Source organism: Xanthomonas melonis (assembly GCF_020783655.1).
GTDB lineage: Bacteria > Pseudomonadota > Gammaproteobacteria > Xanthomonadales > Xanthomonadaceae > Xanthomonas > Xanthomonas melonis.
Genome location: NZ_JAJGQH010000007.1, coordinates 93,901 through 114,080, shown reverse-complemented (window position 1 = coordinate 114,080; position 20,180 = coordinate 93,901). Strand labels below are relative to the sequence as shown.

The 20,180-nt window shown below is 68.9% G+C and carries 12 protein-coding genes; 10 read left to right on the top strand and 2 right to left on the bottom strand.

Annotated features, from left to right (window positions below; genetic code table 11):
- Positions 1–235: 235 nt before the first annotated feature.
- The 5 genes from mrcB to LL964_RS08580 all read left to right on the top strand — a co-directional run bounded on the left by mrcB (position 236) and on the right by LL964_RS08580 (position 7,479).
- Entirely contained in the window at positions 236–2,680 is a 2,445-nt protein-coding gene (mrcB, locus tag LL964_RS08600; RefSeq protein ID WP_104586565.1) for a penicillin-binding protein 1B, read from the top strand.
- A gap of 13 nt (positions 2,681–2,693) precedes the next feature.
- Complete coding sequence (locus LL964_RS08595) at positions 2,694–3,218, top strand: hypothetical protein (RefSeq protein ID WP_104586564.1); 525 nt, start codon at positions 2,694–2,696, stop codon at positions 3,216–3,218.
- 379 nt (positions 3,219–3,597) lie between these two features.
- A complete protein-coding gene (gene yoaA, locus LL964_RS08590) occupies positions 3,598–5,589 on the top strand; it encodes a DNA repair helicase YoaA (RefSeq protein WP_104586563.1) in 1,992 nt (663 codons plus the stop codon).
- A gap of 256 nt (positions 5,590–5,845) precedes the next feature.
- Positions 5,846–6,565, top strand: coding sequence for a tRNA (adenosine(37)-N6)-threonylcarbamoyltransferase complex dimerization subunit type 1 TsaB (gene tsaB, locus LL964_RS08585; protein WP_104586562.1), 720 nt, complete (start codon positions 5,846–5,848; stop codon positions 6,563–6,565).
- Positions 6,562–7,479: an ADP-ribosylglycohydrolase family protein gene (locus LL964_RS08580; RefSeq protein WP_104586561.1), complete on the top strand. Its 918-nt coding sequence runs from the start codon at positions 6,562–6,564 to the stop codon at positions 7,477–7,479. Before tsaB ends, LL964_RS08580 begins: the two co-directional genes overlap by 4 nt.
- Before the next feature lie 25 nt (positions 7,480–7,504).
- Here the strand turns inward: LL964_RS08580 and LL964_RS08575 are convergent, their stop codons facing one another.
- Positions 7,505–8,380 carry an energy transducer TonB gene (locus LL964_RS08575; protein ID WP_104586560.1) on the bottom strand — a complete coding sequence of 292 codons (876 nt, stop codon included), beginning with the start codon at positions 8,378–8,380 and terminating at the stop codon, positions 7,505–7,507.
- On the bottom strand, positions 8,377–9,327 hold the full coding sequence (gene gshB, locus LL964_RS08570; protein WP_104586559.1) for a glutathione synthase: 951 nt from the start codon (positions 9,325–9,327) through the stop codon (positions 8,377–8,379). The genes LL964_RS08575 and gshB overlap by 4 nt, the downstream gene beginning before the upstream one ends.
- Positions 9,328–9,566: 239 nt before the next feature.
- Between gshB and pilG the strand changes: the two genes are divergently transcribed.
- From pilG to LL964_RS08545, 5 genes are all read left to right on the top strand, one after another.
- A complete protein-coding gene (gene pilG, locus LL964_RS08565) occupies positions 9,567–9,968 on the top strand; it encodes a twitching motility response regulator PilG (protein WP_104586558.1) in 402 nt (133 codons plus the stop codon).
- 17 nt (positions 9,969–9,985) lie between these two features.
- Positions 9,986–10,348 carry a response regulator gene (locus tag LL964_RS08560; RefSeq protein WP_104586557.1) on the top strand — a complete coding sequence of 121 codons (363 nt, stop codon included), beginning with the start codon at positions 9,986–9,988 and terminating at the stop codon, positions 10,346–10,348.
- Positions 10,348–10,878, top strand: coding sequence for a chemotaxis protein CheW (locus LL964_RS08555; RefSeq protein WP_014508568.1), 531 nt, complete (start codon positions 10,348–10,350; stop codon positions 10,876–10,878). Before LL964_RS08560 ends, LL964_RS08555 begins: the two co-directional genes overlap by 1 nt.
- A 38-nt stretch (positions 10,879–10,916) precedes the next feature.
- Positions 10,917–12,953, top strand: coding sequence for a methyl-accepting chemotaxis protein (locus LL964_RS08550; RefSeq protein ID WP_104586556.1), 2,037 nt, complete (start codon positions 10,917–10,919; stop codon positions 12,951–12,953).
- A gap of 113 nt (positions 12,954–13,066) precedes the next feature.
- Complete coding sequence (locus LL964_RS08545) at positions 13,067–20,179, top strand: Hpt domain-containing protein (protein WP_104586555.1); 7,113 nt, start codon at positions 13,067–13,069, stop codon at positions 20,177–20,179.
- The last annotated feature ends 1 nt before the right edge of the window (position 20,180 follow it).

Below are 20,180 nucleotides of genomic sequence, written 5' to 3'. Positions count from 1 at the left end.
TCCAGCGTGCAGCTCATGCAAGGTGACGCGCAGTCGTCGGGCAAGGCGTGGACGGCGCGGTGGACCCGCAGTGTACGAGGGGTGGCCGCCGATTCCGAGCATCGTCGGCGGGATGGTCCGCATGGGCGGACCGCGCGCAGCGTTTTGTAAGCCACGCTTAAGTCGACGGGGCCGGCGGGCGGCAGCCATGGCATCGCTGCGCTAGACTCGCCGGACTCTACATTCCCGCATCCCCGTGCCCCGACGCTACGACCACGACGATCCCGAAGACTTCGAGGACGACTCCCATGAGCAAGGCTCCCGCTGGCAACGCAGGCTGATCGTCTGGGGATTTGCCGCGTTCGCGCTTGCGCTCGGCTTTCTGATTCCCTACACGGTGTATCTGAACCAGCAGGTCAGCCAGCGGTTCGGCGAACTGCGGTGGCAGATCCCGACCCGGGTGTACGGGCGCCCGTTGGTGCTGGTTCCCGGCAACGCGCTGGACGCGGCGACCTTGAAGACCGAGCTGGACGCGGCGTCCTACCGCGACGATGGGCAGGCCAAGCTCGCCGGTACCTACCAGCAGGACGGCAGCCGTTTCACCATCGCCAGCCGTGGCTACAACGACGTGGATGGTGCGGTGCCGGCGCGCCGCATCGAGGTGGCGCTGTCCGGTGGTCGGGTGGCCAGCCTGCGCGATACCGGTACCCGCAAGGCGCTCAAGAGCGCGCGGCTGGATCCGGCGCGCATCGCCACCCTGTACGGGCAGAAGCAGGAAGAACGTCGCCTGGTGCGCATGGAAGAGGTGCCGGAGTTGCTGGTCACCGGCCTGCAGGCGGTGGAAGATCGCGACTTCAACAGCCACCACGGCATCGATCTGAGCGGCATGGTGCGCGCGGCCTGGATCATGCTGCGTTCGGGCGGGCAGGTGCGGCAGGGTGCCAGCACACTGACCCAGCAGCTGGCCCGCAGCGGCTTGCTGGGCATTGGCAAGGAGCAGACGCTGACCCGCAAGTTCAACGAGATCCTGTATGCGGTGATCATGGAGGCGCGCTACGACAAGCGCACCATCCTGGAGGCGTATCTCAACCAGGTGTATCTGGGCCAGCGTGGCGGGCAGGCGATTCACGGCGTGTCCTCCGGCGCGGAGCTGTGGTTCGGCCGCGAGCTCAACTCGATGACCACCGAGCAGATCGCGCTGTTGATCGGGCTGGTGAAAGGGCCTTCGTACTACGACCCCCGGCGTAACCCGGAACGCGCGCTGGACCGGCGCAACTTCGTCCTCGGCAAGTTGCAGGAGAACCGGCTGATCGACGCCGCCGAGTACAAGCGCGCACTGGCCGCGCCGCTGGGCGTGCCGAAGGAGCCGGGCCTGGTCGCCGCCAACCGTTTCCCCGCCTATGTGGATCTGGTACGGCGCCAGTTGGCGCACGATTACCCGGAAGGCGTGCTGCAGGGTGCAGGCATGAGTGTGCTGACCGGCATGTCGCCTTCGGCCCAGGCCTATGCCGAAGGCGCGGTGACCGGAACCATCAAACGCCTGGACAACAAGAAACGCCCGCCGCTGCAGGCCGGGCTGGTGCTGACGGATGTGCACAACGGCGACGTGCTGGCGGTGGTCGGCAGCCGCGACGTGGCCAAGCCGGGCTTCAATCGCGCGGTGGAAGCGCAACGGCCGGTGGGATCGTTGCTCAAGCCCTTCGTCTACATGCTGGCGCTGGCGTCGCCGGACCGCTGGGCGCTGTCCAGCTGGGTCGACGATTCGCCGGTGAGCGTGCGGCTCAGTCGCGGCAAGATCTGGTCGCCGGGCAACTCCGACAACCGCAGCCACGGCACGGTGCGGCTGATCGATGCGCTGGCGCATTCGTACAACCAGGCCACGGTGCGGGTGGGCATGCAGGTGGGTGCCGACCGCATCGCGCAGCTGATCCAGGTGCTGGCCGGGATCAAGGCCGACGCCAATCCATCGCTGATCCTGGGCGCCACCGACCAGAGCCCGTATGGCATGGCGCAGCTGTATCAGTTCCTTGCCGCCGGCGGAGAGATCCAGCCGTTGCACGCGGTGCGTGGGGTACTCGATCCGCAGGGCAAGCTGCTCAAGCGTTACGACAAGACGCCCGCGCCGGCGCAGGAAGGCGATTCGGTGGCTGCCAATCTGATCAGCATCGGCCTGCAGCAGGTGGTCAGCGGTGGTACTGCGCGGCAGCTGCTGGGCGATGGCCTGGGGCGCCTGGCGCCGGCCGGCAAGACCGGAACCTCCAACGACGGCCGCGACAGCTGGTACGCGGGCTACACCGGCGATCACCTGGCGGTGATCTGGATGGGCAACGATCAGAACGAACAGACCGGCCTGTATGGCGCCACCGGCGCGATGCGGGTGTGGTCGAGCATCTTCGCGCGCCTGCCCAGCGCGCCGCTGAAGGTCAGTGGCAAGGGGCTGGACTGGCAATGGGTGGACGCGGCCGGCACCGGGGTGACCGATGCGGGCTGTCCGGGCGCGCGCCAGTTCCCGTTCGTGGTCGGGTTCACGCCGGCCTTCGCGCCTTGCACCAGCACTGCACCGCCCCTCGAGGGCGCGCCGGGCGAGGCGGCTGCGCCTGCCGAGCAATCCGGCGGTGGCGGCTGGCGACGTTTCTTCGGTCTGGAAAAGAAGCCGGAAGACCCCGCACCCACGCCCGCAACGGCGCCCCCTGCGCAATGATTGGAGCCATCCCATGACCCGATTGCATCGTTTTCTCGCCCTGATCGGTGTGCTTGCCGCAGTCACCGCCTGTGTCAGTGCGCCGCCCACACCGCCACCGACCCCGGTGGACCCGACTACGCCGACGCAACGGTTGTTGCTGATCGAACGCGAGGCCGGCGCCGACGATACCGAGTTGTCGGTCCAGCCGCTGCGCGACCCGCAGGTGGACGATCTGCGCGAGACCGCCAAGACCCGCCGCCAGGCCGGCGATCTGGCGGGCGCGGCGGCGGCGCTGGATCAGGCGCTCGGGCTGGTGTCCGGCGATCCGGCGATCCTGCAGGAGCGCGCCGAAGTGGCGGTGCTGCAGGCCGATTGGCCGGCCGCCGAACGCTACGCCAAGCAGGCGGTGGATCTGGGCTCCAAGACCGGCCCGCTGTGCCGGCGGCATTGGGCCACCATCGAGCAGTCGCGACTGGCGCGCGGCGAGAAGGAGAATGCAGCCTCGGCCAAGACGCAGATCGCCGGCTGCACCGTGCCGGGAATGAAGCGCTATTGAGCGATGCACGCACCGGGCGCGTTGCGCCCGGCCGGATCGTCGGCGGGAGCATGCAGCGCCGTCTGGTGCGGTGTGCCAAGGGCCTGCGCCAGACGCGGACTGGGGCTGCCCGGCTTCGGTGATCCCGCGCAGTCAGATCTGTCGTTGCGTGGCCGTGGCGACGCCGGCACCCGCCGGTCTGGCGTGGCCTTTGCAGCGACGGCCGCATAGCCGATCCGCGACGTTCCGATAGCGGCACGGTTGCACCGGCATGGTCCCGGCGCCCGTATCGCCCGCGCATTGCGGGGGCCGCCGGTCGCCGACGGCCCGACCAGGATCGGGCAGCATCACCCCCCACGCGCTAGGCTGGCGCGTTTTCCACCCGCATCCGTTCGGTCCCATGTCCCAACTTGCCACTGCCAGCATCGAAGCGCTCAGCGAGGGCGGGGCGCTTGCGCGTCAGCTCGATGCGTTCGCACCGCGTGCCGCGCAGCTGCGCCTGACCGGTGCCATCGCCGAGACATTGGAGCAACGCGACGTGCTGCTGGCCGAAGCCGGCACCGGCACCGGCAAGACCTATGCCTATCTGGTCCCGGCGTTGTTGTCCGGGCTGAAGACCATCGTCTCCACCGGTACGCGCGCGCTGCAGGACCAGCTGTTCCACCGCGATCTGCCGCGCGTGCGCGCCGCGCTCGGCGTGGGCCTGCGCAGCGCGCTGCTGAAGGGCCGGGCCAATTATCTGTGCAAGTACCGCACCCAGCAGGCGCGTGGCGAACCGCGCTTTGCCACGCCCGAGCAGGTCACCCAGTTCCAGCGCATCGTGGCCTGGAGCGGGCGCACCCAGTACGGCGACATGGCCGAACTGGACGCCCTGCCGGACGACTCGCCGCTGCTACCGATGGTGACCTCCACCGTCGACAACTGCCTGGGCACCGACTGCCCGTTCTACAGCGAGTGCTTCGTGGTGCAGGCGCGCCAGCGTGCGCAGGCGGCCGACCTGGTGGTGGTCAACCATCATCTGCTGCTGGCCGATCTGGCGCTCAAGCAGGAAGGCTTCGGCGAAATCCTGCCGGGTGCGCAGGCCTTCGTCATCGACGAAGCGCATCAGTTGCCGGAGCTGGCGGCCAACTTCTTCGGCGAAAGTTTCGGTATGCGCCCGTGGCAGGAGCTGGCGCGCGATTGCATGGTGGAAGCGCGTCTGGTCGCCGGCGCGCAGGCCAGCCTGCAGGCGCCGATCCTGGCGCTGGACGATGCCTTGCGCAGTCTGCGCGCCGGGATGGAAGGGCTGCCGCCGCGTGGCACACAGTGGCGGGCCCTGGCCAAGCCGCAGGTGCGCGATGGCTTCGATGCGGTGCTCTCGGCACTGGCGGGCTTGGGCGAGGCCTTGCTGCCGCTGCGCGAGGCCTCGCCCGGTTTCGATGGCTGCACGGCGCGAGCGCAGGAAGCCCTGAATCGGCTGTCGCGCTGGCTGGGCGAAGACCTGCCGGTGGCCGATTTCGCGCAGGATCCGCCGCAGCAGACAGTCGATAACGATGTGCTCTGGTACGAGCTGAGCCCGCGCGGGTTCCGCTGCCAGCGCACGCCGCTGGACGTGTCCGGACCGCTGCGCGAACACCGCGAAAAGTCGCAGGCGGCCTGGGTGTTCACGTCGGCCACGCTGGCGGTGGGTGGCGAGTTCGATCACATCGCCATGCGGCTGGGGCTGAGCGATCCGGTGACCTTGCTGCAGCCCAGTCCGTTCGACTGGACGCGCCAGGCGCTGTGCTATCTGCCGCCGAATCTGCCCGATCCGGCGGCGCGCGGCTTCGGCACTGCACTGATCGCGGCGTTGATGCCGGTGCTGGAGGCCTCCAACGGCCGTGCGTTCCTGCTGTTCGCCTCGCACCGCGCGTTGCGCGAGGCCGCCGACGCGCTGCGCGGCGCACGGTGGCCGTTGTTCGTGCAGGGCGAAGCGCCGCGCGCCACCTTGCTGCAGCGGTTCCGCGATTCAGGCAACGGCGTGTTGCTGGGCTCGGCCAGCTTCCGCGAAGGCGTGGACGTGGTGGGCGACGCGCTCAGCGTGGTGGTGATCGACAAGCTGCCGTTCGCCGCCCCCGACGACCCGGTGTTCGAAGCGCGGCTGGATGCGATTCGCCGCGAGGGCGGCAACCCGTTCCGCGACGAGCAGTTGCCGCAGGCAGTGATCGCACTCAAGCAGGGCGTGGGCCGGCTGATCCGCAGCGAAACCGATCGCGGCGTGCTGGTGCTGTGCGATCCGCGACTGATCACCAAGAGCTACGGGCGCACCTTCATGACATCCTTGCCGCCGTTTGCGCGCACGCGCGAGATTGCCGATGTGCAGGCGTTTTTTGAGGAGCCGGGACTGGGGACCCGGGACCCGGGACCCGGGTAAGCGCAGGGCCGAGGTCTCAGGGCGGTCGCGTGTCGCGCTCGCGTGCAACAGCAACGGCGCAGGTGGCGCATCCAGGATGTCGCCTTGGCCCTCGAATCGCTCGGTTGAACTGCGCCTTCCCGCGTCTCCAGTCCCGGGTCCCGGGTCCCCGGCCCCGGCCCCGGCTATTCGGCCGCCTCGGCCGCTCGAATCGATCGGTTAGACTTTGCGCCTTCCCGGGTCCCCAGTTCCGGGTCCCCGGCCCCGGCGCTCTTCCATGAACATCCTTGCTTTCGAAACCTCCACCGAAGCCTGTTCCGTGGCGTTGCACGTGGACGGCCGGGTCAGCGAGCGCTTCGAACTGGCGCCGCGTCGCCACGCCGAGTTGGCCTTGCCCTGGGCCGAGCAATTGCTGGCCGACGCCGGCATCGCGCGGCGCCAGCTCGATGCGATCGCGGTCGGACGCGGGCCCGGTGCCTTCACTGGCGTGCGGCTGGCGATCGGCATCGCGCAGGGCATTGCCCTGGCCCTGGATCTGCCAGTGCTGGCGGTCTCCACACTGCAGGTGCTGGCCCTGCGCGCACCGGCAGAGGCGACGCATGTGCTGGCCAGCATCGATGCGCGCATGGGCGAGGTCTACGCCGGGGTGTTCGCGCGCACCACCGACGGACTGCTGGAACTGGCCCCGGAGCGCGTATGTGCCCCCGATGCGGTGGTCGTACCGGATGCGGTGCAGCGCTTGGCCGGGGTGGGAACCGGATTTGCGGCCGCCGACGCGTTGCTGCAGCAGCGCTTTGCCGCGCAGCTGAGCAGCGTGGATGCGGGCGCCTTGCCGCATGCCGCCGACCTGCTCGCGCTCGCCGTGCCCGCGCTGCACCGGGGCGAGGGGCTGGCGCCGGAGCGCGTGGAGCCGGCGTACCTGCGCGACAATGTCGCACTCACCTTGGTCGAGCAGCAGGCCGCGCGCGCCGTCAAGGCGGCTGGCATCGCCCCATGACCGGAGCGGATGCGCAACGCGCGCGCTTTCGTGGCTGCCTGCTCGGCTTGGCAGCCGGCGATGCGCTCGGCACCACGCTGGAATTCCGGCCACCCGGCAGTTTCACCCCGATCGACGACATGTGCGGCGGCGGCCCGTTCGCGTTGCGGGCGGGGCAGTGGACCGACGACACCTCGATGGCGCTATGCCTGGCGCACAGCCTGCTGCATCGGCAGGGCTTCGACGCCGCCGACCAGATGAACCGCTACTGCAACTGGTACCGGCACGGTTATCTCAGCAGTACCGGTGCCTGCTTCGATATCGGCGGTACCGTACGGCAGGCGTTGGAACGCTATCTGGATGGCGGCCCGGCCTTCAGCGGCAGCACCGATCCGCGCTCGGCCGGGAATGGCTCGCTGATGCGGCTTGCGCCGGTGGTCATGTACTACGCGCACCGCCCGGACGAGTTGGGCGCGCGTGCCGCGGATAGTTCGCGCACCACGCATGCCGCCGCCGAGGCCCTGGACGCCTGCCGCCTGTTTGCGGTCCAGTTGAGGGTCGCCTTATTGGGTGGCACCCGTGAGCAGGTGCTGGGCGCGCCGTGCGCGGAACTGACCACCCCGACCGTGCGCGCCTTGTCCACGCGCGACCACGTGGCCGTGCCCGCCGCGCAGATCCGCGGCACCGGCTACGTGGTGGATGCGCTATCGGCGGCGCTGTGGTGCTTCGCCACCACCGGCACCTTCGCCGAGGCGGTGCTGCGCGCGGCCAATCTTGGCGACGATGCCGACACCACGGCCGCGATCTGCGGCCAGCTCGCTGGCGCGTTCTACGGCGTCGAAGGGATTCCCGCCGCCTGGCGCGAACGCGTGCAGGATGCGGCCGAGATCATGGCGCTGGCCGACCGATTGCACGCTGCGGCACAGCTGGCCTGAGGCGCTGGCCAGCGCTGAAGCGGTGTCAGCGGTCGTCGTGCAGCTCGCCGCCGGGCAGGAACAGCCAGGTCCGCGTGACTTCGAGAATGTCCACGTCGTCCTTGGTGCGGGGCAACGGCGGGAACGGCTGAGCCAGCTCCACCACGCGCAGCGCCGCAGCGTCCAGCGCCGGGACGCCGCTGGAAATCAGCACGCGGCTGCTTTCCACGCTGCCATCGCGGCGCACGCCCACGCTGATGACCACCTTGCCACCCAGCCGGCGCCGGCGCGCGTCGTCGGGATAGTTAAGATTGCCCACGCGCTCGGCGCGGTCCACCCAAGCGCGCAGATAGTTGGCATAGGCGTACTCGCGGGTGCTGGCGGAAACGAACTTGCGGTTCGGCCGCTTGGCGTACTGCTCCGAGCGCAGGTGCACCTCGGCGGCCAGCCGCGCCATCTCCGCATCGCGCTGGATGCGTTGCGCATCGGCCGGAGTGAGCGGGTCGGTCTGCGGATCCGGTTGTGGGATCGGCATGGCCTGTTCGCCGCGGCGGCTGCTCACCACCCGGGTCTGGGTCGGTGCGGGGGCCTGCACGCTGGTGGCGCGCTGCGCCTGCGGCGCCAGCCCGGTGCGGTCTTGTGGCACCACGCCGGGCTGGCTGTCGCGCGGGCGCTGGGCGGTGGCGTGGTCGCCGCCGCCCTGCTGGTTGGCCTGGGCCAGGAAGTCGGCCTGCTTGGGCGTCAACGGGGTGCTGGTCTGGCTGAAGATCACGTCCAGGGTCGGCACCAGCGGCGCATCCTCGCTGACCGCAAAGCCCACGCCCAGGATCAGCGCGCCATGCAGCAACAGCGAGATCACCAGCGTGGTGGTCAGCCGCCGGCGCTCGTCCAGCGGTGCCGGCAGGGCTGCGGCCGTGCTCATTGCGGCGTGCCGGCCTCGATCGCATCGAACAGCAGCCCGGCGATGTTCAGCCCGAACTGCGCGTCCAGCTCGCGCACGCAGGTGGGGCTGGTCACGTTGACTTCGGTCAGATAGTCGCCGATCACGTCCAGACCGACGAAGCGCATGCCGCGGCGGCGCATTTCCGGGCCCACCTGCGCGGCGATCCAGCGGTCGCGCTCGGACAGCGGGCGGCCTTCGCCGCGGCCGCCGGCGGCCAGGTTGCCGCGGAACTCGTCGCCCTGCGGGATGCGCGCCAGGCAATAGTCCACCGGCACGCCGTCCACCAGCAGGATGCGCTTGTCGCCGGCAGTGATGTCGGGGATGAAGCGCTGCGCCAGGGTCAGCTTGCGGTTGCCGTCGGTCAGCGTCTCCAGGATCACGTTGAGGTTGGGGTCGCCGGTGCCGCTGCGGAAGATCGAGCGCCCGCCCATGCCGTCCAGCGGCTTGAGTACGGCCTGGCCGTGCTCGAGCACGAAGGCCTTGAGCGCGGCCGCGTCGCGGCTGACCAGGGTGGGCGGGCAGCACTGCGGGAACAGCAGCGCGGCCAGCTTCTCGTTGTAGTCGCGCAGACCCTGCGGGTCGTTGACGATCTGCGCGCCGGCGCGCTGGGCGGCGCTCAGCACCTGGGTGTCGTAGACGAACTCCGCGTCCACGGGCGGATCCTTGCGCATCAGCACCACCTGGCCCGGTCCGAATGCCAGCTCGGCGAACTCGCCCAGGGTGAACCAGCCGCTCTTGTCGTCACGCACGCTCAACGGCGCGACCTGCGCTACCGCGCGGCCTTCGCGCAGGCTCAGCCCGCCCGGGCGCACGTAATGCAGGCGGTGGCCGCGGCGCTGGGCTTCCAGCAGCATGGCGAAGGTGGTGTCTTTGGCGATCTTGATGGAGGCGATGGGATCCATCACCACGACGACGTCGAGCGACATGGGGCTAAACCTTTCGAACAGGCTGCCGATGGTAACTTCAAGCGGTGGGCGATGGCGCGCCCGGCCCGGTCGCAGATGCGCGACTTGCCGGTTTCGACGCACCCAGGCGCGGTCGGAACGTCCGCCTGGCGGGGGCCCGGCAAGGCGCCCTTGACAGTCAATGCGGGTCTTGGGATATACATGCAGTTTCGTAGCGACGTCAGAAGGGATAGAAGCGTCGCGCGCCCGGGGATATTTGCATGAGTGAAAACATGGCTGCGGGTGGGGAACTCGCAGGACTGAAGGTGATGGTCATCGACGATTCGAAGACCATTCGCCGCACCGCCGAGACGCTGTTGAAGCGGGAAGGCTGTGAAGTGGTGACAGCGACCGATGGTTTCGAGGCACTGGCCAAGATCGCCGACCAGCAACCTCAGATCATTTTCGTCGACATCATGATGCCGCGCCTGGATGGGTACCAGACGTGCGCGTTGATCAAGGGCAACCAGCTCTTCAAATCGACGCCGGTGATCATGTTGTCGTCCAAGGATGGCCTGTTCGACAAGGCTCGCGGCCGCATCGTCGGCTCCGAGCAGTATCTGACCAAGCCATTCACTCGTGAAGAATTACTGAGCGCGATCCGCACGTACGTCCACGCCTGACCAGGGGGAAAGGCAACATGGCTCGAATTGTATTGATCGAGGACTCGCCCACCGATCGGGCAGTCTTCAGTCAATGGCTGGAAAAAGCCGGCCACACGGTGGTCGCCACCGATAACGCCGAAGAAGGACTGGAGCTGGTGCGCAGCCAGGCGCCCGATCTGGTGCTGATGGACGTGGTGTTGCCCGGCATGAGCGGCTTTCAGGCCACGCGTGCGCTCGCACGCGACCAGGCCACCAAGGACATCCCGGTGTTGCTGGTCAGCACCAAGGGCATGGAAACCGACAAGGCCTGGGGTCTGCGACAAGGTGCCAGCGACTACATCGTCAAGCCGCCGCGCGAAGACGATCTGCTCGCGCGCATCAAACAACTGGTGCGTTGATGCGCTCTCCATTCGACATTCTCGAAGACTACGAACGGCGTAGTCTCGCGCACGCCACGCCGCTGCCGGAACGCCAGTTCTCGGCAGACATCTGGCGTGGCGTCGGCTATCGCGTCGGCACCCGGCGGCTGGTTTCGGATTTCCGCGAAGTGGCGGAAATCGTGCCGATGCCGCCAGTGACGCCGGTGCCGGGCGCCCAGCCCTGGCTGCTGGGCGTGGGCAACCTGCGCGGCAACCTGTTTCCGGTGATCGATCTGAAGCAGTTCCTGGAAGGCCGGCGCACGGTGCTGCAGGAAGGCCAGCGCGTGCTGATCATGCGCCAGAGCGGCGGCGACGTTGCGCTGACCATCGACGAGCTCTACGGCCAGCGCAGCTTCGAACAGGCCCAGGCGGTCGAGCCCGGCGAGCTGGCGCAAGGCCGCTACGCGCACTTCATCGACCGTGCCTTCCGCAACGAGACGCAGGACTGGGGTGTGTTCTCCCTGGCGTTGCTGTCGCGCACTCCTGAATTCCGGCAGGCCGCGGCCTAATCCGCAAGCCGCCACGTCATACAGATCGAGGTCGAACCATGAGTACCGCCCCGGACGCCCGCAAGACCAACAAGCTCGGCAGCGTCAGTACCAGCTTCTGGCTTGGCCTGCTGGTGTTGTCGATGATCGTGTTCGGCGCCAATACCGGCGTCGCCACCTGGCAGGGCAGCCGGCTTGCCGGCGCCGGCACCGGCGCCGCCGACCTGCAGGTGCTCTCGCAACAGCTGGCCAACCAGGGCCGCGAAGCGGTCTCGGGCGATACGAAGGCGTTTGCCGCATTCAAGGACACCAAGGCCCGCATCGACAGCACGGTCAGTGAACTGGATGGCCGCTTCGGCAAGGAAGGCTCGGTGGCCGGCCCGATGGCGCAGCTCAAGGCGACCTGGGTGCCGCTGGGCAAGAACGCCGAACAGGTCATCGCCAGCGAGACGGCAGTGCTCGGCCTGGCCGGCAATGCCGAACGGTTCTCCGGCAGCGTGCCGCAGCTGCAGGCGCAGTTGAACGAAGTGGTGCGCGCGATGACCGCCAGCGGCGCGCCCGCTTCGCAGATCTACAACACGCTGCAGCAGGTGGTGGTGGCCGGCACCATGGCCCGCCGCGTCACCGAAATGCGCGCCGGCGGCGCCAACGCCGCCGCCTCTGGCGATGCGCTGGCGCGCGACTCGGTGGTGTTCACGCAGATGCTGGAAGGCCTGCGCGCAGGCAACGACGAGCTCGGCATCGCCGCCGTTCGCAATCCGGCTGCGCTGGCGGCGCTGGAGCAGTCGCAGACGCAGTGGGCGACGATGAAGAAGGACATCGACGCCATCCTGGCCAGCTCGCGCAACCTGTTCGCGGCGCAGTCCTCGGCGGCGGCGCTGACCGCCGGCTCCGGCAAGATGCTCGACGACAGCAAGAAGCTGTTCGACGCGTTCTCCGCGTTCGGTTCGGCGCGTGACACCCGGCTGTTTCCGAACTTCTGGCTGGGCGTGGTGTCCGGCCTGCTGGCGCTGCTGGCGATCATTGGCTTTGTCTGGAGCTCGGTGCGGGTACGCACCCGCGAGCAGGACGTGCGCTACCAGGCGCAGGTGGAATTCAACAGCCGCAACCAGCAGGCGATCATGCGCTTGCTGGATGAAATCAGCTCGCTCGGCGAAGGCGACCTGACCGTGAAGGCCTCGGTGACCGAGGACATGACCGGTGCCATCGCCGACGCGATCAACTACGCCGTGGACGAGCTGCGCCACCTGGTGACCACCATCAACGACACCTCGGCCAAGGTGGCCGTGTCGACCCAGGAAACCCAGGCCACCGCGATGCAGCTGGCCGAAGCGGCCGGCCAGCAGGCCAACCAGATCACCACGGCCTCCGAGCGCATCAGCGAAATCGCGGCCAGCATCGAACAGGTGTCGCGCAACTCCACCGAGTCGGCCGAAGTGGCGCAGCGCTCGGTGGTGATCGCCGCCGAAGGCGCGGGCGTGGTGCGCGAGACGATCCAGGGCATGGACCAGATCCGCGACCAGATCCAGGAAACCTCCAAGCGCATCAAGCGCCTGGGCGAGTCCTCGCAGGAGATCGGCTCGATCGTGGAACTGATCAACGACATTTCCGAGCAGACCAACATCCTGGCGCTCAACGCCGCGGTGCAGGCCGCCTCGGCGGGCGAGGCCGGTCGCGGTTTCGCGGTGGTGGCCGACGAAGTGCAGCGCCTGGCCGAACGTACCTCCGGTGCGACCCGGCGGATCGAAGGCCTGGTGCAGACCATTCAGGCCGATACCAACGAAGCGGTCAGCTCGATGGAGCAGACCACCTCCGAAGTGGTGTCCGGTGCACGCCTGGCCGAAGACGCCGGCACCGCGCTGACCGAAATCGAGCGCGTGTCCAACGCCTTGAACAACCTGATCAAGAACATCTCCATCGCCGCGCACCAGCAGTCTGCCGCGGCGACGGACATCACACAGACCATGGGCGTGATCCGTCAGATCACCAGCCAGACATCGCAGGGTGCGGAACAGACGGCCGAGTCGATCGGCAACCTGGCTCAGCTCGCTGCCGATCTGCGCCGTTCGGTCGCCGACTTCAAGCTGCCGGCGTGACCACGACGCGGAACGGGAAAGGATCAGCAGATGGCGCGTAGTCGCATTACGTCGATGCAGGAAGTGACCGGTGGCCGCGCAAGTGGTGGACCGGCCGTAGTCAGGGGGCTGCAATGAGTGCGCTTCGCGATGCGATGAGCCACGCCGCGCTGGGCTGGGTCAAGCCGGAGCTGGACGAGACCTTGCGCCAGGCGCGCAACGAGATCGAGTACTTCGCCGAAGAACCGTCCGACACCAGCCGGATGCGTTTCTGCGCCGGTTACCTGCACCAGGTGCAGGGCACCTTGCGCATGGTCGAGCTGTATGCTCCGGCGATGGTGGCCGAAGAGCTGGAACTGCTGGCCCAGGCCGTGCAGGCCGGCGAGGTCGCCGATCGCGACGAGGCCTGCGCTATGCTGATGCGCGGCACCGTGCTGCTGCCCGATTACCTGGAGCGCCTGCAGAACGGCCATCGCGACATTCCGATCGTGCTGCTGCCGCTGCTCAACGAAATCCGCGCCACCCGCGGGCAGCCGGGCCTGAGCGAGAGCGTGCTGTTCGCGATCGACCCGCAGGCCGCTGCGGCCACCCAGGCCGAGCTGGATCACGCGCGCGGCAGCCTGAGCGGGCGCAATCGCGAACTGCTCGATACCGTCGGCAGCGCGGTGAAGGAAGAATTGTTGCGCGTCAAGGACGCGCTGGACCTGCACCTGCGCACGGGCGGCGAGATCGCCGAGCTGCAGACCCAGGTCAAGGACCTCACCAGCGTCGCCGACACCCTCGGCATGATGGGCCTGGGCGTGGCCCGCAACGTCGTCGTGCAGCAACGCGATGCGCTGGCGCGGGTGGTCGATGGCCAGGTGCAGATGGACGAAAGCGTGCTGCTGGATATCGCCGGCGCGCTGCTGTACGTGGATGCCTCGCTGGACGATCAGGTCGCCAGCCTCGGCGCCGATGTCGGCGACGGCGACGAAGCCAGCAACAGCGCCAATTCCTCGGAAGTGCGGCGCACGGTGGACGTGCTGGCGCAGGAAGCGATCGCCAACTTCGGCACGGCGCGCGAACACTTCGTGGCCTTCATCGAAACCAACTGGGATCATTCCCGGCTGGCCGAGGTGCCGCATCTGCTGGGCGAAGTCGGCGGTGCGTTGCGCATCCTCGAACTGCCGCAGGCGGCCGACTACCTGGAAGGCGTGCGCCGTTATGTCGATCTGGAACTGATCGGCAAACGACGCGTGCCCAGCGGGCGTCAGCTGGACACGCTGGCCGATGCGATGGCCAGCCTGGAGTACTACCTGGAAGCCCTGCGCGAACGCCGCCCCGGCCGCGAAGAGATCCTGGACATCACCCGCAACAGCCTGGAAACGCTGCGCTATTGGCCGTTGCCGTCCGGGCAGCCGTCCGAATTGCCGGTAGGCACCGATCAGCCCGGCGTCATCGCCGAGCTGTCGCCGGCCATCGCCTCGCCCGCTCAGGCGGCTGCCGGCGTGGCTGGCGCCGCCGCCAACGAAGCACTGGCTGCCCCGGCTGTGGAATGGGCCAACCAGACGGTGGTGGAAGCGCCGTTCGCGGCCAGCGCGGTGCACGACACCGGCGCGGCTGCGACCGATACCGCGTTTTCGTTCGACCCGGTCGCCGCCGAGGAGACCCTCTCCGGTCAGGCGCACGTGCCGTTTACGGTTGCGCCGCTGGAGCTGTCCGACGATGGCGCGCAGGCCCCCGGCGATTGGCAGCTGGAAACCACCGCACAGGCCGCGCCGATCGCTGCGTCTGCGTTCGATCCGGTCTCGGCCGAGCAGGATGGCCATGGCGCCAGCGAGGCCGCGCAGGTCAGTTACACCGTGGATCTGAGCGCGCTGGAGCAGGAACACGCGGCCACGCCGATGATCGCCGATCAGCAGGCGCCGCCGACGATCGAACAGATCGTGCTTCCCGACGATGCGGATCAGGCCGGCGCGCCGCTGGACTTCATCGCCGAGAACGACGCACGCCGCGCGCAGAGCAGCATCGAGGATGCGTTCTCGCCGCCGCCGGCTCCGCCGCAGGAACCGGATGGTCCGTTCGTGGACACCGCGCCTGGGTCTGCCGATGCACCGGTCGACGCGCCTGCCGAGCAGAGCACGCCGCGCGTGCAGCAGGCCGTGGTCAGCGCGTTCGAGCTGGACGACGCGTCGGCGGCGTTCCTGGCCGATCTCGACGCGGCCGCCGCGCAGTTCGATACCGAGCGCCCGCATGCCTCGGCCGGTGGTCAGCAGGACGTGGCCGGCCCGGTGCCGGCGCAGGCCGCCAGCGCACCGCAGCCGGCGGTCGAGGCCGGCATCTTCGGCGGCTTCGGCGACAGCGACATCGACGACGACATCCGCGAGGTCTTCCTCGAGGAATTCGACGAAGAACTGGTCAACCTCGGGCAGCTGTTGCCGGTCTGGCGCGCCGCCCCGCACAGCCTGGACAACCTGCGCCCGATCCGCCGCGTGTTCCACACCCTGAAGGGCAGCGGTCGCCTGGTCGGCGCCAGCGTGCTGGGCGAGTTCAGCTGGAAGATCGAAAGCATGCTCAATCGCGTGCTCGACAACTCGCGCCCCGCCAGTCCGGCGGTGGTGGCGATGGTCGAGCTGGCGTACGAGGTACTGCCCCAGTTCAATGCCGCCCTGCGCGAGCAGGGCCGGATCGACGCCGATCTGCCGGAAATCCAGGCCGTCGCCGAGCGCGTGGCCAGCGGCGAGGAGGCCTATTACGTGGCTGCAGCGGCCAGCGCCGCGCCGAGTGCGGTGGCCACACCTGTCGCCGCCGGTACGGTGGCGCCCAGCGGCGGAACGCCGGCCTCGGTGGATAGCGTGCTGCGCGAAATTCTCGAAGCGGAAGTCGCCACGCATCTGGAAACGGTCAACGCCTGGCTGCAGACCAGTCAGGCCGAGCCGCAGCTGGCCAGCGAAGAGCTGCTGCGGGCCGTGCACACCATGAGCGGCGCGTTCGCGATGACCGACGTGCCGGAAATCACCCTGGTGACCACGCCGGCCGAGAGTTATGTCAAACGCCTGCTCGCGGCGTCGGTCAAGCCGAGCGCCGACGGTGTCGATGCCATCGCGGCCACTTCCGCGGCGATCGCCGCTACGGTGACCGCGCTGCGTGCCGAGGCGCCGTTGATCCCGTCGTTCGCACCGTTGACCGAACGCCTGCGCGCCCTGGTGGACACGCTGCCGGAAGCGCAGTGGCCTCCACAGGCGTTCCTGGACGAGCTGGACGATGCCGACGCGGTGAGCGACGAGGTTGCCGGTCGCGACGCGACGGTGGAACTGACCGGCGTGGAAGACTTGTCGCGGTATCTGGACGCCGCTGCACTGCCGTCCGACGCCAGCGCACCGGCAGAGCATCCGCACACCGCCGACGCCGACATCGACGCAGCTGCCGAGGCACCGATCGCGGTGGACGAGCTGGCCGACGCCGAGGCTGGCGAAGACGCCAACCACGCCTTGCAGGCGCCCGCCCCGGGCGACGAAGAGATGCCGTCGCAGGACGTGTCGACGGCGCGGGTGGACGGCGCAGAGACGGCGTTCGACGAGGCCGCCGATTCCGATCAGGCGGCTGCCGTGCAGGGCGACGCCGCGGCTGTCGACGCCGCAGCCGTCGACCAGCACGACATCGCGCACGACATGCTGGCCGATGAGCCGGCGGTCGAGGCCGACGCCTGGGACGCTGCCGGACTGCAGCATGCCGGCAGTGCCGATGCGGCATCGCATGAGGCAGCGCATGCCTTGGCCGAGCCGGCTTCGACGCAGGAGCATGCCGCGCCCGACGACGTTTCCTCCTTCGCTGCGGATGATGCGGCGGCGAGCGACACGCCCGCGGAGGCGACGGACATCGCCGTGGCTGCGCACGACAGCGTGGCAGTGGACGAACTGGCCGACGCGGAAGCCGCGCTTGGGCCCACGCAGACGCTCGCCAGTGCGGACGCCGCCGGCGCGGTTGCCGACGAAGCCACGGTCGAAAGCATCGACGCGCTGGAAGCGGCGCAGGCGCAGGCTCCGGTGGCCGAGGAGGCACCTGCTGCGATCGCCGAAGACTGGATGCCGGAAACGGCGGCGCTGGATCACCCGTCGACCGATCAGGACGACGACGCGTACGCCGTGCCGTCGTCTGCGCCCGCTGCGGGCACGCCGGAAGATGCCGGGCACGCTGCCGAGCAAACCACGTACGGCGAGCAGGACGAGCCTGCACTGACGCACGACGCCGACGCGCAGCAGCAGACGCATGCGGCCGCGCAGCCGGACGAGAGTGCGGACGCCGAAACGCTCGCGCATCCGCAACAGGAAGCGCAATCGCAACAGGACGCAGGCCTGGTCGTGCCTTCGCACTCCGATGCGTACAGCGTACCCAGCGAGCAGGCAGAGGCCAGCGCGCAGGAGGAAACTGTCGCGCCGTCGCACGATCACGTCGCTGGCGCCGACTCTGCCGCCGATGCCGCGCAGACGGATATCGCGCATGCGCAGGCCGTGCACGCAGAGGCCGAGCAGGCCGACGCGGATGTGCCTGCGGAGCAGGCCTCGTCGGAACACACCATCGAATCGGTGCAGGCGTTCGAAATGGCGCACGCGGCCGATCAGGTGGAAGAGGCTGGCGATCCGCAATCGGAGACTGCGCCGGCGTTGCATGCCGGGCCGGTCGCGTCCAGCGAGGCCGATGCAGCGGACGAGGACGAACCTGCATCCGCCGAGGAGATGGCTGGGTCCGATCGAGCCACGTCGCCCGACCACCCCGAGCAGGCCGATTCCGGGCAGCACGCAAGCCACGATGCGCCCGCCGGCGCACACGAGGCCGCACCGGCAGACGCCGAAGCCGAAGCCGCCCTCAGCGCGCCGGTGGCAGACGCCGCCCGTGCCGACACCCTCGGCAGCGATGCCGGTGCCGCGTTCGATATCGGTCCGCTCAATTTCGATCAGCTCGACGGCGAACTGGTCGACATCTTCGTGGAGGAAGGGCGCGATCTGCTGGATCACAGCGACGGGCTGATCGCGCGCATGCGCGAGACGCCGGATGACCGCGACGTGCTCAACGGCTTGCAGCGCGACCTGCATACGCTCAAGGGCGGCGCGCGCATGGCCGGTATCAACGCCATCGGCGACCTCGGGCATGCGATCGAATCGCTGCTCGAAGCGGTGGCGGCCAATCGCACCGACATCGACCGCGACGACGTCCGTCTGTTCGAACGCGGCTTCGATCGCTTGCATCAGTTGCTGACCCGCACCGGCATGCACCGCGCGGTGGCGATGCCCACCGACCTGGTGGAAGCTTTCGAAACCCGCACCCGTGGCCGCAATGCCGCAGAGCCCAGCGACGCGGACGTGCGTGCGATCGCCAAGGCGTCGGTGGAACCGGCTCCGCTGTCGGCACCGATTCCGGTCGAAGGCCAGAGCGAAGAAGACTTCCTGCCGCGCGTGCAGCAGGAGCAGGTACGCGTGCGCGCCGATCTGCTCGACCGTCTGGTCAACCACGCCGGCGAAGTGGCGATCTACCGCTCGCGGCTGGAGCAGCAGCTGGGCGCATTCCGCGGCGCCATGGGCGAACTGGATCGCACCAACGCCCGTCTGCGCGACCAGTTGCGCCGCCTGGATCTGGAAACCGAAGCGCAGATCGTGGCGCGTTATCAGCGTGAGCAGGACCAGGGCGATCGCACCTTCGATCCGCTGGAACTGGACCGCTTCTCCACCCTGCAGCAGCTCAGCCGCGCGCTGAACGAATCGGCGGCCGACTTGGGCGGTTTGCAGGGCGTGCTGGAAGATCTCTCGCGCCAGTACGACGGCTTGCTGCAGCAGCAGTCGCGCGTCAGCTCCGAGCTGCAGGACGGCCTGATGCGCGCGCGCATGGTGCCGTTCGATGGCCTGGTGCCGCGTCTGCGCCGTGTGGTGCGCCAGGCGGCCAGCGACACCGGCAAGCAGGTGCACCTGGTGCTGGAAGGCACCCAGGGCGAACTGGATCGCAACGTGCTCGATCGCATGGTCGCGCCGCTGGAACACATGTTGCGCAACTCGGTGGCGCACGGGCTGGAAACGCCCGAGCAACGCCGCGAGGCGGGCAAGCCGGAAGAAGGCAGCATCGCGATCCGTCTGCGCCGCGAAGGCTCGGAAATCGTGCTGGAAGTGGCCGACGACGGCGCCGGGCTGGACCGCGACGCGATCCGTCGCCGCGGCGAACAGCGCGGCCTGGTCGAACCGGGCCAGGAGCTGAGCGAGGCCGAACTCGATGGCCTGATCTTCGCATCCGGCTTCAGCACCTCCGAGCAGGTCAGCCAGCTGGCTGGCCGCGGCGTGGGCATGGACGTGGTGCGCAACGAGGTGCGCCAGCTCGGCGGCTCGGTGGACATCCACTCGGTGCGTGGCCAGGGCGTCACCTTCACCCTGCGCCTGCCGCAGACGCTGGCGGTCACCCAGGCGGTGTTCGTGCGGATCGGCGAAACCACCTTCGCGGTGCCGGTGGCGTCGGTCAGCGGTATCGGCCGCATCTCGCGCAGCCGTTACGAGTCGGGCGAGGGCGGTTACCACTACGCCGGCGAAGAGTACGTACTGCACGACCTGGGCTCGCTGGTCGGCCAGGCCGCCGCGCGTGCCGATGGCCAGGCGCAGGTGCCGTTGCTGCTGGTGCGTGCGGGCGACCTGCGCGCCGCGGTGGCGATCGATCAGGTGCTGGGCAACCGCGAAATCGTGGTCAAGCCGGTGGGCCTGCAGATCGCGTCGGTGCCGGGTATCTACGGCGCCACCATCACCGGCGATGGCCGCGTGGTGGTGATCCTGGACGTCGCCCCGCTGGTCCGTCGTTACCTCAGCCAACCGGCGCGTCCGGCGCTGGACACCCCGGCCGAAGCGCAGCGCCAGGTGCCGCTGGTGATGGTGGTGGACGACTCGCTGACCATGCGCAAGGTCACCAGCCGCGTGCTGGAACGCCACAACCTGGATGTCACCACCGCACGCGACGGTGTCGAGGCGCTGGAATTGCTCGAAGAGCGCGTGCCCGACCTGATGCTGCTGGATATCGAGATGCCGCGCATGGACGGCTACGAGCTGGCCACCGCGATGCGTGCCGATCCACGCTTCAAGGCGGTGCCGATCGTGATGATCACCTCGCGCAGTGGCGAGAAACATCGCCAGCGCGCCTTCGAGATCGGTGTGCAGCGCTACCTGGGCAAGCCTTACCAAGAGTTGGATCTGATGCGAAACGTGTATGACCTGCTGGGGATCGCCCGTGTCCGAGACTAAT